The sequence below is a fragment of the Nocardioides panacihumi genome (assembly GCF_039530925.1).
Lineage (GTDB): Bacteria > Actinomycetota > Actinomycetes > Propionibacteriales > Nocardioidaceae > Nocardioides > Nocardioides panacihumi.
The window spans coordinates 485,855-498,791 of sequence record NZ_BAAAPB010000004.1 but is presented as its reverse complement, the minus strand read 5'-3'; the positions used below and the strand labels follow the sequence as shown (position 1 = coordinate 498,791).

Here is a 12,937-nt window from a genome sequence, read left to right as displayed (position 1 = left end):
GAACGCCGAGATCGTGGCCAAGAAGACCGCCGCCCAGAACGACCGTCGGGCTGTCATCGACGACATCCGCAAGAAGCAGAAGGGCGCCGAGAGCCGCCGTGGCTTCGCGATCGTCGGTGTCTGCGCCGCCATCGCCATCCTGATCGTGGGGGCCGCCGCCTTCCGACCGATCAAGGACTGGTGGGACGAGCGCCAGTTCAACGGCGTCGACCTCGCCCAGGTGGGCGCACCGGCGTCCGCGTGCACCAAGATCACCACCAAGCCCGCCGACGGCAACCAGCAGCACGTGCCGACGGGCACTCCGGTGGACTACACGACCGCTCCCCCGGCGTTCGGCGCCCACTGGAACGAGGCGGGCGTCGCGCCGGTCGCGATGGAGAAGAAGTTCTACGCGTGGAGCGAGCGTCCGGAGCTCGAGGCGCTGGTGCACAACCTCGAGCACGGCTACACGATCGTCTGGTACGACGAGACGGCCAACAAGGACAGCAAGGAGATCGCGCAGCTGCGCGCGATCGGCAACAAGTTCCCCGGGGCCTCGAACTTCCGTTACAAGCTGAAGATCGTGCCGTGGCTGCCGACGGACGAGGGCGGCAAGAAGTTCCCCGCGGGCAAGCACATCGCGATCTCGCACTGGTCCGCGGGCGGCAACGGCCAGACCGACACGTCCAAGCAGGTCGGCGTCTTCCAGTACTGCAGCACCGTGTCGGGCGCGGCCCTGAAGGACTTCATGACGAAGTACCCCTACACGGACTCCCCCGAGCCCGCCGCCATGTGACGCCGAGACGTCAATCCGTCGGGTCCGAGAGGTCAATCCGTCCGTGTCGAATGAACGGATTGGCCTCTCGGCCATTTTGGATTGACGTCTCGGACCCGACGGATTGACCTCTCGGACCCGACGGATTGACGTCTCGGACCCGACGGATTGACGTCTCGGCGGGCGTCAGGTGAGGTCGACGGCGCCGTCCTTCTGCAGGCCGGCGACGAGCTGCTTGACCTGCTGGGCCCGCTCGCGGGTGGTGACGAGTACGGCGTCGGGGGTGTCGACCACGACGATGTCCTCGACCCCGACGACCGCGATCACGCGGCCGCTGTTGGGCACCACCAGGCCGCTGCTCTCGATCGCCTTCACCAGATGGTGGTCGCCGAGCACCGTCGGGCCCTCGTTGTCGACCGTGAGCGCGGCGTCGAGCAGCGTGGCGAGCGAGTCGAAGTCCCCCACGTCGTCCCAGCCGAACTCGGCCGGCACGACGGCGACCCGCCCGACGGCGGCCGCGGGCTCGGCGACGGCGTTGTCCAGGGCGATCTTCGGCAGGGTCGGCCAGACGTCCGCGATGGACTCGGGCTTGGCAGCGATCTCACGCAGTCGCTCCGCGAACTGCGGGTGCCAGGTCGCCAGCAGGTCGAGCAGCACCGTCGGCCGCACGACGAACATGCCGGCGTTCCACCGGTAGCCACCGGACGCGAGGTAGCCCTGCGCGACGTCGGCCGCCGGCTTCTCCACGAAGCTGTCGACCACACCGACGCCCGGGTGGCCCTCCAGGGGACCTGCCTCGTGGACGTAGCCGTAGGCGGAGGAGGCGAACGTCGGCTGGACGCCGATCGTCACCAGCCAGCCCTCACGGGCCACGGCGGCCGCGGTGTGCACCGCCTCGGTGAACTTCTTGGCGCGCGTGATCACGTGATCGGCCGCGAAGGAGCCCATCACCGCATCGGGGTCGCGCAGCTCGAGCACCGCGGCGGCGAGGCCGATGGCGGCCATCGAGTCGCGCGGGTTCGGCTCGGCGAGCACTCCCCCACCGACCAGTCCCGGGAGCTGCTCGAGGACAGCCTCCTCGTGTGCGGCGCCCGTGACGACCAGGAAGCGATCGCCCACCAGCGGGACGAGGCGGTCGTGCGTCTCCTGCAGCAGGGAGCGGCCGCTTCCGGTGAGGTCCCGCAGGAACTTGGGGGTCGTCGAGCGCGACAGCGGCCACAGGCGAGTGCCTGCGCCGCCGGCCGGGATGACGGCCCAGAAGTTGTCGATGTTGAGCTTGCCGATCACAGGCACAGGGTAGGCGATGGCCCGGCGCGGCCCGGCCCGTATGGTCGGGCCGTGACCGTCTTCACCGAGGTGCTCACCCGCCTGCTGCGCCACGATCCCGGCCGTCCGCTCGTCACGTTCTACGACGAGGCGACCGGCGAGCGGACCGAGCTGTCGGTCGCGACCTACGCCAACTGGGTCGCCAAGGCGGGATCGCTGCTCGTCGACGAGCTCGGGCTCGAGCGCGGCGACACCCTCCGGATCGACCTGCCTGCCCACTGGCTGACGGTCGTCTTCCTCGGCGCGGCGTGGAGCACGGGGCTCGTCGTGACCGACGAGCCGGCCGACGGCGGGCGGCCGGACGCCGTGGTGACGGGCCCCGACGGGCTGGCCGCGTGGTCGTCGTACGCCGCGGAGAGGCCGGTCCTCGCCTGCTCGCTGCTGCCGTTCGGCGTCCGGTTCGCGGAACCGCTGCCGCCCGACGTGCACGACGTCGGGATCGAGATCTGGTCCCAGCCCGACTCGTTCGTGCCGTGGGACGCGCCCGCCGGCGAGGACCCTGCCGTCGCCCTGGGCACGGTCCGGCAGACCCAGGACGAGCTGTGGGAGGCGGCCGCCGCCGGGATCCCTCTCGGGTCCCTCGGCGGCGACCGCCTCCTCTCGGAGGTGAACCCGGCTTCCCCACCGGGGCTCTCCTCCGTCACCGGGCCGCTCGCAACGGGCGGCTCGGTCGTCCTGGTCGTCCACGCCGGTCCCGACCGACTCGAGGCGATCGCTGTCGCCGAGCAGGTCACGGACCGCTTCCCACGCGTGGGGGCCGAGGACTCCTGAGACCGGCTCAGCCGGCCAGGTCGTAACCTCCGAACCCGCTCCCGAGCAGCTTGGGCGCCTGGAGGCTGCCGTCGGCGTTGCCCTGGAGCGCGTAGAGCGCACCGTTCGAGCGGTTGCGTGCGATCAGGTCGGGGTGGCCGGTGATGTCGAGTGCGCCCACGCCGATCACCCAGTCGTACGGCGCCAGGTCCACCGCGATGGTCCGCGGCGCCGACAGTCCGGCCGGCCCGTTGCCCGGGTAGAGCTGGAGCGCGTTGCCGTTGCGGACGAGGACGTCGTTGGTCGCGTTCGCGTCCCAGGCGCCGGCGCCGGTCTGGGCCTGCCCGGGGACGGCGCCGTACATCACCGTCGTGGCGCCCAGGCCGGTGGCGCCGTTGCCGGCCCACAGCTTCATGGAGCCGCCCTGCAGCCCGATCAGGTCCATCGCCCCGTCGCCGTTCATGTCGCCCGCCGCGGCCAGCATCGTGACCGTGCCCCAGCCGGTGCCGAGCGAGTAGCGACCGTTGAACGAGCCGGCACCGTTGCCGAGCGTCAGGTACAGCGCTCCGGAGGTCTCGCGGTAGACCACGTCGCCGTGCCCGTCGCGGTTCCAGTCACCGACGTTGAGCACCAGGTTGGCCGCCGTCAGGTCGAGGTTCGTGACGACCGGGACACCGAGGTCGGTGCCCGAGCCGCGCTGCAGGACGTCCAGGCGGGAGCCGGTCGCGGCGAGGACGTCGGGCGTGGAGTCGCCCATCACGTTCGCGGCGTCGAGCACGCGGCCGACGGTGCGCAGTGCGTTGTACGGCCCGATCGGGGCGCCGAAGACGCCGGCGCCGAGGTTGGGGCGGACGTAGCCGAGCTTGCTCCCGGCGACGCGCACCATCAGGTCGGCGACGCCGTCCTTGGTGAAGTCGCCCGCGACGATGGCGTCGTACGCCTGCCAGCCGGTGCCGAGCGCGCGCCGGCTCGGGAAGCCGCCGTTGCCCTTGCCACGGAGGAGCCAGAGGATGCCGTGCGTGTCGCGGGCGAGCAGGTCGACCCTGTGGTCACCGTCGACGTCGCCCGCGGTGACGAGGTTGTAGCCCTTGAAGCTGGCCTTGAGGCCCTGCTTGGCGAACGTGCCGTTGCCTCGACCGAGCCAGATCACGACCTTGCCGGTGCTCGGGTCGCGGGAGAGCAGGTCGTTGCGCCTGTCGCCGTTCACGTCGCCCAGGGCCGTGATCAGGTCCCGGCCCGCCTGCTGCGTCGACGGGGCGATGCCCTTGCCGAAGCCGCCGGCACCGTTGCCGGGCCGGACCACCGACTTGCCGCTGCGCGTCACGAGCATCAGGTCGGCGCGGCCGTCACCGGTCAGGTCGGGCGAGAGGACGGGCGTGTTGCTCGCCTTGACCGTGAGGCTGGTGCGGCCCGTGAAGCCGCTGAAGCCCGTCGTCGGGATGATGACGCCGCGCTTGTCGCTCGTGCGCCGGGCGATGATGTCGGGGTGCGCGGTGCCGGCCAGGCTCGTGTTGCGCTTGGCGTAGGACAGCGGGCGCTGGGCCGCGGCGGCGATCGTCCGGATGTCGGGGATGCGTGCATAGAGGTAGCGGCCCGGGCACGCCGTCGACTTGGTGTCGCGGTGGCCCATGATCGAGTAGGCGAAGACCCGGTTGCCGATCTTCACGTTGCGAGCCGCGGCGGAGACCCCGTTGATGGCGAGCTTCCATCCGAACAGCGCACCGAACGCGCCGACGACGGGCTGCGGCGGGGCGGCGATGTCGAAGTTGCCGATCGCCGAGGCGCCGAAGGAGTCCTGGTTGTAGTTCTCGGTGTGGGCGCCGATGACGTTGCGGTCGACGCCGCCGTACCGTCCCTCCCAGATCCGGCCGAACCGGTCGACGAGGAAGTTGTAGCCGATGTCGCGCCAGCCGCGGCTCTTGACGTGGTACGTGTAGATGCTCCGGATGATCGCGGGGACCTCAGCGGCGGTGTAGTCGTTGGCGTTGACCGTGTGGTGCACGAAGCCGCCGTGCACGGTGCCGTAGGACGGAGCCGTCTGCTCGCGGATCTTCTCGTTCGCGCCCCACTGCGCGCGGCTGTAGATGTAGGGCTTCGTCGCGACGATCGGCGAGGCCGCCAGGGTCAGCCCGCCCTCGGTGTCCCCGGTCGTGTCGCCGGTCGTGTCCCCCGTCGTGTCGGCGGTCGTGGCGGCGGAGCTCGCGGCCGGGTCGGCCGGCACGACAGGCACGTCGCTCGACGGGTCGGCCGGAACCGCCGTGCGTCCGTCCACCAGGTCACCGGAGCCGTCGGGAGCCGCGTCGGGGATGACCGGGAGCTTGCTGGTGTCGATGTCCGGCGTCTCGGCCTTGGTGGCGTTGACCTTGCCCGGGTCGATGACGGCGAGCTTCATGTCTGCCGGCACGTCCTCGGACTTCACCTCGGCGCGCACCTGCACCTGGTCGACGTGGCCGACGAGCGCCTCGTCGGTGCCGGGACGCTCGTTGCGCGCCTCGACGGTGCCGGCGTCCGGGCCGTGCTCGTCGTGGTAGTCGAGCTTCTGCCAGTCGCTCCACTCGCCGTCGGTCTGCGTGCGGAGCGTGAAGCTGATGTCACCCTCGCCGATGTCCTGGCCGTGCTCCCAGGTGACCCCGACCGTGCCGTAGCCGCTGACGTCCTGCGGCTCGCTGGTGATCGTCGTGGTGTCGGTCGTGGTGTCGGCGATCGTCGTCGCGTGGAGGCCGGTCGAACCCGTCCGCGCCACGGCGGCGACGGCGTGCACAGAGCCCGCCGTCGTACGCGCGACGGCACCGGTCACGCCGGCGGCCGCGGTCAGCGGGAACTCGTGCAGCGTCGCGCTCGCCCGACCGGTGGCCACCGGAGTGGCCTGGTCGGCCACGGCGGCGTACGCCGCCATCGCGACGTGCTCGCTGTCGACGGCGGTCGTCGCCGGGATGGTGCTGGGCGCCGGCTGCTCACGAACGACGTCGAGGCTGACGACGTTCGCGGCCGGGACAAGGGCGGCGAACACGGCACCGAGCACCAGCGTCTGCTGGCACAGGGCGACGAAACGCGACTTCTGCGGGTGCATTCAGGGCTCCAGGTGTGCGGGGAAGAGTCACACGAGGGCTCAACTTTCACATCAGTCACACCGCTTGGGAAGCGATTCCGAGTAACTACAATCGTGTAATTTCTACTCGACACGCCGGTGTTCTTGAGATTATAGTAAAATTACATCGGCGTAGTTCGGGAAATGCCGACGGCCCGCCCTCCCCGAGGGGAGAACGGGCCGATGTCGACCGGAGGTCGGAGTCGCTCAGATGTCGGCGCCGAGCTCGCCGTCGCCGGCCGAGAGCGCATCGACCGGCAGGTCGTCGTCGTACTTGACGTAGCGGATGCCGTCCATGGCCTCGCCGTCGAAGCCCAGCTTGCCCTGCTCCAGCACGATGACGCGCTCGCACATGCGCGCGACCGATCCGGCCGCGTGGCTGACGTAGACGATGGTGACCCCGCTCTGCCGGATCTCCTCCATCTTGTCCAGGCACTTCTTCTTGAAGGGCTTGTCGCCGACGGCCAGGACCTCGTCGGCCAGGAAGATGTCCGAGTCGACGTGGACGGCGACCGAGAAGCCCAGCCGCGCGTACATACCGCTCGAGTACGTGCCGACCGGGGCCTCGAGGAACTTGCCGATGTCCGCGAAGTCGACGATCTCGTCGTAGCGGCGGGCCGTCTCCTTCTCGCTCATCCCCATGATGGCGGCGTTGAGGTAGATGTTCTCCCGCCCGGACAGCTGCGGGTGGAACCCGGCACCTGTCGCGATCAGGCCGGCGATGCGGCCCCGCGTGAGCACGGTGCCCTTGTCGGGGCGCATCGTGCCGTTGATCAGCTTGAGCAGCGTCGACTTGCCGGAGCCGTTGAGACCCATCAGGCCGACGGACTCGCCCTGCTTGATCTCGAGGCTGACGTTGTCGACCGCCGTGAACGTGTTCGTGAGGTCCTGGCCGCGCATCATCGCGACCGTCATCTGCTTGAACGTCTTGTGGTATCGCAGGGTGAAGACCTTGGTGGCCTCGTCCACCAGGATCGCAGTATCAGCCGCCATCAGAGCCGCTCCGGGATCTTCTTCTCGAACTTGTTGAACACCAGCTGCGCGATGACGAGCAGGACGGCGCTCGCGACGAGCACCCCCAGCCCGATGAGGAGCAGGTGGTCGGGCATCGCCGTCACCGAGGGATGCTTCGGGTCGTCCACGGTCCCCACCCAGAACGCACGCTGGATCAGCAGCACGCCGGTCGCGATCGGGTCCGACAGGTAGAGGACCGTCGCCCAGTGGCTGAGGCTGTTGGAGACCATCTCGTAGGAGTAGACCATCGGCACGCCCCAGCGGACGTAGTTCGTGGCGATGCCGACGAAGCTACCGAAGTCACGGAAGAACACGTTGGCGACGCTGAACAGCAGCGCCAGCGCAGTCCCGAGCACCATCGCGATGAACAGCGACTCGAACATCGCCGCCACCCCGACGGGGTCCGGCGCCCAGCCGCTCCCGATGGCGAACACGATCAGGATGACGAGCTGTGGCCCGACGTGCACGAGCGAGACGAGCATCGCGGACACGGGGAACATCTCCCGTGGCATCGCCTGCTTGGTCAGCAGCGCCTTGTTGCGCACGATCGAGCGCGTGCCGGCCCCGAAGGTCTCGGTGAAGAAGTGGACCACGATCAGCGCCGAGAAGATGTGGATCGGGTAGTTCGGGATGTTCTGGTGGGCGCCCATCAGCTTGCCCATGACGAACCAGTAGATGAAGAACTGGCTGAGCGGGTTGATGTAGGACCAGACGAAGCCCAGGAACGAGCCCTCGTACCGGGCCGCGAGCTCCCGCCTCACGAGCAGGTTCAGGAGGTAGTGCCGGCGGAAGACCTCCAGCAGGCCCTGGTTGGACGAGGGCGGGATGAGGTCGCCCTCGACGTGCCGGACCGTGCGCGGCCGCGCTTCGACAGGTGCGTCAGTCATCGTTGTCCCCCGATCCCTCGGTCCACGGCCGGAAAGTCTCCTCCCATGCTTCCGGCGCGGTGATCTCGCTCAGCGCAGCACGGTAGCGCTGCGCCAAAGCCGGCCACTCGCGCCGGTAACGCTCGTGAATGGCGATCGTCCGCTTCATCAGGTCGCGGAACGCGGGGAGGTCGCGCCGGTAGAGCGCGGTCGACGACCCGTCGTTCATCGAGACCACGGCGGAGTCGTACGACGCCAGCTTCCACCACTTGGCGTCCATCGCGCGGATCTCGGCCTCGGGGAACTCGCGCGACAGCTCGCGGGGCTGCTTGACCGCGTGACGAAGCGGCGCGACACCCGCGCTGATCAACGAGGCGAGCCGGCCGGGCACCTCGACGATGTCCTTGCCCTTGCGCGGGGGCTTGGTGCGCCGCACCGGCGGGAAGTCCTCGCGGTCGGCGTGCAGCTGGGCGTCGCTGAACTGCTTGCGGAAGGCGTTGACCTCGCCGAGCTTGGTCGCGAGCATCCCGTGCAGCGCCTCCGGGCCGGCGAGGACGTCCTCGAGGGCCATCAGGCGCAGCTCGGCGGTGGAGTACTGCATCGAGACCAGGTGCGCGATCTGGTGGTTGAGGCTCTCCCGCAGCATCCGGCCGCCCTTGGGGTAGGGCGAGTGCAGGAGCGCCGCGACGAACCGGTTGCGGAGGTGGAAGTACGCCTGCCAGTCGACGGCGTCGTTCTTGTCGCCCCACGGGACGTGCCACACGGCGGCCCCGGGGAACGTGACGGTCGGGTATCCGGCCTCCTTGGCACGCAGCCCGTACTCCGAGTCGTCCCACTTGATGAACAGCGGAAGCGACAGGCCGATCTCGGCGATGACCTCACGCGGGATGAGGCACATGAACCAGCCGTTGAAGTCGACGTCGACGCGCTTGTGCAGCCACCGCGACGAGCGGATGTTGCGGGCGGCCAGGTCCCAGTCGCTGTAGCCGTCGAGCGGGGTCTGCCACCAGAACCGCCACGGCTGGACGATCTCGCCGAAGCTGTGCAGCCGGCTCTTCGCGTACAGGCTGAACATGTGCCCGCCGACGAGGGTGGGGCGGCGGCAGAGGTCACCGAAGGTGACCGCGCGGATCACGCCCTCCGGCTCGCACACGACGTCGTCGTCCATCAAGAGCGTGTACGTCGAGGTGCCCTTGCGCACCGACTCCAGCTGTCCTCGGGCGTAGCCGCCGGAGCCGCCCAGGTTGCCCTGCTCGATCAGGCGCAGCCGGCCCTGCAGCGACTTCTCGGCGTCCGCGAAGAACTCGCTGTCGGCGACCTTCTCGGTGCCCTGCTCCATCACGAAGACGGTGTCGAGGTAGGGCAGCAGCTCCTCCGTGCCGAACTGCTGGAGCAGCTTGGCGCAGAAGTCGGGGCGGTTCATCGTCGTGATCGCCACGTCGACGGTGCCGTGGTCGGCCCGCTCGGCCGGCACCTCGGCCGTCCACTCGGCGGACTCGACGACGGCGTCGGACGAGCCGGCGACGACGTCGTACCAGTACCAGCCGCCGTCGACGAACGGCTTGAGGGACAGGTCGAAGGTCAGCGTCGAGGTGTCACCCTCGACGGTCGCGGCGTCGACCTTCTGCGAGCGCCCGTCGGCGGTCGACTTGTTGATGACGACACTGGTGCCCTCGCCGGAGATCGTGAGCGTCAGCGTCACGTCGGTCACGACGGTCCAACGGCGCCAGTAGCTCGCCGGGAAGGCGTTGAAGTAGCTGCCGAAGGAGACCTTCTCCCCCGCCGGCACGCGGAACGCCGTACGGGAGACGATCTGGTCGGGGTGGACCGTGCGGCCGGTCGACGTCGACTGCCGGATCGCGGCGTTGTTGAGGTCCTTGGCGGACTTGTTGCCGCCGATCTCGTACTTGCTCGCGTCGAGCTTGGCCTCTTCGAGGTCGACGTAGAGCGCGATCGCGTCGAGCTCGCGCTCCACCGGCATGATCTGGCGTTGCAGGAGCCGGGTCACGGTGGCGGCGTCGACCGCCTCGGTCGCGGTGGTGACGGCGGTCATTCGGCGATCCCTCCCGACGCGAACGGCGCGCCGTCGGTGAAGTGTGGCTTGATCTTGTTGTCGTACATCGAGAGCGCTGAGCCGATGGCCATGTGCATGTCGAGATACTGATAGGTGCCCAGCCGCCCGCCGAAGAGCACCATCGGCTCCTCCTTGGCGAGCTCGCGGTAGCGCAGCAGCTTGGCGCGGTCCTCCGCGGTGTTGATCGGGTAGTACGGCTCGTCGTCCTCGTCGGCGGCGCGGCTGTACTCGTGCACGATCACGGTCTTCCCCGGCAGGTAGGTGCGCTCGGGGTGGAAGTGCTTGAACTCGTGGATCCGCGTCCACGCGACGTCCGGGTCGTTGTAGTTCATGACCGAGCAGCCCTGGAAGTCGTCCACGTCGACGACCTCGGCCTCGAGGTCGACGGTGCGCCACGAGAGGCGACCCTCGCTGTTGCCGAAGTACTCGTCGACCGGTCCGGTGTAGACGATCGGCACCTTGCCCTTGTACTCCGAGGCGACGTCGAAGAAGTCACACCCGACGCGGACCTCGATGTTGGGGTGGTCGGCCATCCGCTCCAGCCACGCGGTGTAGCCGTCGGTCGGCAGGCCCTCGTGGACGTCGTTGAAGTAGCGGTTGTCGAAGTTGTAGCGGACCGGGAGCCTCGTGATGATGTCCGGGCTCAGCTCCTTCGGGTCCGTCTGCCACTGCTTGGCGGTGTAGCCCTTGATGAACGCCTCGTAGAGCGGGCGCCCGATGAGCGAGATCGCCTTCTCCTCGAGGTTCTGCGCGTCCTCGGTGCGGATCTCGCTGGACTGCTCGGCGATCAGCGCCCGCGCCTCGTCGGGCGTGTGGCTCTTGCCGAAGAAGACGTTGATGAGGTTGAGGTTCATCGGCAGGGAGTAGACCTGGCCGTCGTACTTGCCGAACACCCGGTGCTGGTAGCTCGTGAACGTCGTGAACCGGTTGACGTACTCCCACACCCGCTCGTTGCTGGTGTGGAACAGGTGGGCGCCGTACTTGTGCACCTCGATGCCCGTCTCGGGCTCGCGCTCGCTGTACGCGTTGCCGCCGAGGTGGGGCCGGCGCTCGAGGATGAGCACCTTCTTGTCGAGCTCGGAGGCGACTCGCTCGGCGATGGTGAGGCCGAAGAATCCGGAGCCGACGACGAGGAGATCAGGGAGTTCGGTTGACACGGTCGGTCAGTCTACGGAGGTCTGGGGAAGGCTCCGCATTCCCCGCGCCGACCGTAGGGCGCGGATCACATTGCGCGCCTCGCCGCGACGCCCGCGCAGCAGGGCGACGAGCGTGACCACCACGGCGATCGCCCACGGCTTGGCACGCACGAGCGCGTTGTCTCCGTAGCGCAGGTGGACGACGAAGAGGTTGCGGTACATGTAGAACCCCTTCCAGCTGCTCAGGTCGTGCTGCTGGCTGAAGTCGAGCTGCCGCACCAGCCGCGCGTCGCGGATCGCCCAGATCCGCCAGCCCGCGCGGCGGGCGCGCAGGGCGTAGTCGACGTCGTCGTAGAAGATGAAGAACGAGGCGTCCGGCAGCCCGATGGTCTCGACCACGCGTCGGCGAACCATGAAACCCTCGAACGCGACGTTCTCGAGCTCGACCCGCTCCGGCATGCTCGCGCGATCGGGGTAGGTGCTCATCACGCTCGCGGTCTTCGGCTTGATCGCCAGCGGGTTGCGCAGGTCGAAGCGCGTCGCCGCGAGCTCGATGAGGCCGCCGTCCGTGTTCTCGCGCACGGACATCACGCAGTCCTCGTCGGTGGCGAGCAGCACGGTGAGGCAGTCGGGCGCGGGCACGACGTCGTCGTCCATCAGCCAGATGCGGTCGAAGCCGCCGTCGTACGCGGCCTTCATCCCTGCGCGGAAGCCGCCCGCTCCCCCGAGGTTCTCCGAAGTGGTGACCACCCGCAGGCCGGGGAGCGAGCACTCGGCCAGGACGCCGGCGGTGTGGTCGGTGCTCGCGTTGTCGACGACGATCACGGCGTCCGCCGGCCGCTGGAGGCCGGCGAGCCCGTCGAGGAGGTTCACCAGCAGGTCGGCCCGGTTGTAGGTGACGACGACGATGGCGACCGTCTCGCCGCCGCGCGTCAGGTGGTCGCTCACGTCAGGAACCTCTCGTGCCCCGTGAAGTCACCCCGCAGGCCGGCGTACATCGCCCGCGCGCTGAGGCGCAGGCGACGGGCTGACGGCCGCGTGAACGTGTAGAACCACACCGTCTTCGCGACGAACGCGAGGGCGTGGGGCCACCCGTTGTAGTCGCGCTGGTTGACCAGGTTGTTGCGGGCCATGCAGTAGTGCTTCAGGTCGCTCGGGCTGTTGTTGTACGTCGTGCGGCCGAACATCATCGGCGTGCCGAGGCTGCCCACCGACGGGTGCAGGAACCGTGCCGCGGCCACCGTCGCGATGCGCGCGCCGGCCGCCTCCGCCCGGAGCCGGTACTCGTGGTCGTCGCCCCAGATGAAGAAGTCCGCGCGCGGCACCCCGATCCGCTCGACCAGCTCGCGGGTCACCAGGACACCGTTGAACGGGATGACGATGCCCTCGACGAGTCCGTCGGGTCCGGCGCGCCGGGCCGCGCTCTCCACGGCCTCGACGTCGTGGACCACCCGGGTGCCGCCGGGAAGCCGGATCGGGAAGACCAGTCGCCTCGGGTCGGCCTCGTCGACCACGACAGGCCCCCAGAAGTCGTGGTCGGGAACCGCGAGGAGGCGGGCGAGGCAGTCCGCGGCGGGCACGCCGTCGTCGTCCATCAGCCAGACCAGGTCGGCGCCCCGCTCGACGGCCCAGGCCACACCTTCGGCGAAGCCACCCGCTCCACCGGTGTTGCGGGCCAGGGTGCGGGCGACGACGCGACGCTCGGGGTGACCGTCTGCGCCCTCGGCGCCCGGTTCCAGCGATGCCAGCCACTCCGACGTGCCGTCGGTCGAGGCGTTGTCGACGACGAGCACCTCGTCGACACCGGCGACGGTGTCGAGACGCTCGAGGAGACGTTGCAGCAGGGCGAGCCTGTTGTAGGTGACGACGACAGCGAGGATCCGCGGTCGGTCGCCCTGGTCTGTCACGCGGGCCACCCTAGAGGGGCGG

10 protein-coding genes are annotated in these 12,937 nt (G+C 69.4%); 2 read left to right on the top strand and 8 right to left on the bottom strand.

Features of this window, described 5'->3' with window-relative positions; all coding sequences use genetic code 11:
- The first annotated feature begins 13 nt into the window (after positions 1–13).
- On the top strand, positions 14–775 hold the full coding sequence (locus ABD205_RS18500; protein WP_344047374.1) for a DUF3105 domain-containing protein: 762 nt from the start codon (positions 14–16) through the stop codon (positions 773–775).
- Between the two features lie 165 nt (positions 776–940).
- On the opposite strand, the gene ABD205_RS18495 is transcribed toward ABD205_RS18500, so the two are convergent.
- The gene (locus ABD205_RS18495) at positions 941–2,041 is read right to left on the bottom strand and encodes a mannose-1-phosphate guanylyltransferase (RefSeq protein ID WP_344047372.1); all 1,101 of its coding nucleotides are present in this window, start codon (positions 2,039–2,041) and stop codon (positions 941–943) included.
- A gap of 51 nt (positions 2,042–2,092) precedes the next feature.
- Here ABD205_RS18495 and ABD205_RS18490 point away from each other — a divergent pair, with 51 nt between their 5' ends.
- Positions 2,093–2,851: a TIGR03089 family protein gene (locus ABD205_RS18490; RefSeq protein ID WP_344047370.1), complete on the top strand. Its 759-nt coding sequence runs from the start codon at positions 2,093–2,095 to the stop codon at positions 2,849–2,851.
- A 7-nt stretch (positions 2,852–2,858) separates the two neighbouring features.
- Here the strand turns inward: ABD205_RS18490 and ABD205_RS18485 are convergent, their stop codons facing one another.
- From ABD205_RS18485 to ABD205_RS18455, 7 genes are all read right to left on the bottom strand, one after another.
- Positions 2,859–5,900 carry an FG-GAP-like repeat-containing protein gene (locus ABD205_RS18485; protein WP_344047368.1) on the bottom strand — a complete coding sequence of 1,014 codons (3,042 nt, stop codon included), beginning with the start codon at positions 5,898–5,900 and terminating at the stop codon, positions 2,859–2,861.
- 225 nt (positions 5,901–6,125) lie between these two features.
- Complete coding sequence (locus tag ABD205_RS18480) at positions 6,126–6,911, bottom strand: ABC transporter ATP-binding protein (protein WP_344047367.1); 786 nt, start codon at positions 6,909–6,911, stop codon at positions 6,126–6,128.
- Positions 6,911–7,819, bottom strand: coding sequence for an ABC transporter permease (locus ABD205_RS18475; protein WP_344047366.1), 909 nt, complete (start codon positions 7,817–7,819; stop codon positions 6,911–6,913). Before ABD205_RS18475 ends, ABD205_RS18480 begins: the two co-directional genes overlap by 1 nt.
- Positions 7,812–9,851 carry a glycosyltransferase gene (locus ABD205_RS18470; RefSeq protein ID WP_344047365.1) on the bottom strand — a complete coding sequence of 680 codons (2,040 nt, stop codon included), beginning with the start codon at positions 9,849–9,851 and terminating at the stop codon, positions 7,812–7,814. Before ABD205_RS18470 ends, ABD205_RS18475 begins: the two co-directional genes overlap by 8 nt.
- On the bottom strand, positions 9,848–11,029 hold the full coding sequence (glf, locus tag ABD205_RS18465) for a UDP-galactopyranose mutase (RefSeq protein WP_344047363.1): 1,182 nt from the start codon (positions 11,027–11,029) through the stop codon (positions 9,848–9,850). Before glf ends, ABD205_RS18470 begins: the two co-directional genes overlap by 4 nt.
- A 6-nt stretch (positions 11,030–11,035) precedes the next feature.
- Positions 11,036–11,956: a glycosyltransferase family 2 protein gene (locus ABD205_RS18460; protein WP_344047361.1), complete on the bottom strand. Its 921-nt coding sequence runs from the start codon at positions 11,954–11,956 to the stop codon at positions 11,036–11,038.
- Positions 11,953–12,915, bottom strand: coding sequence for a glycosyltransferase family 2 protein (locus ABD205_RS18455; protein ID WP_344047360.1), 963 nt, complete (start codon positions 12,913–12,915; stop codon positions 11,953–11,955). Before ABD205_RS18455 ends, ABD205_RS18460 begins: the two co-directional genes overlap by 4 nt.
- Between the last annotated feature and the right edge of the window lie 22 nt (positions 12,916–12,937).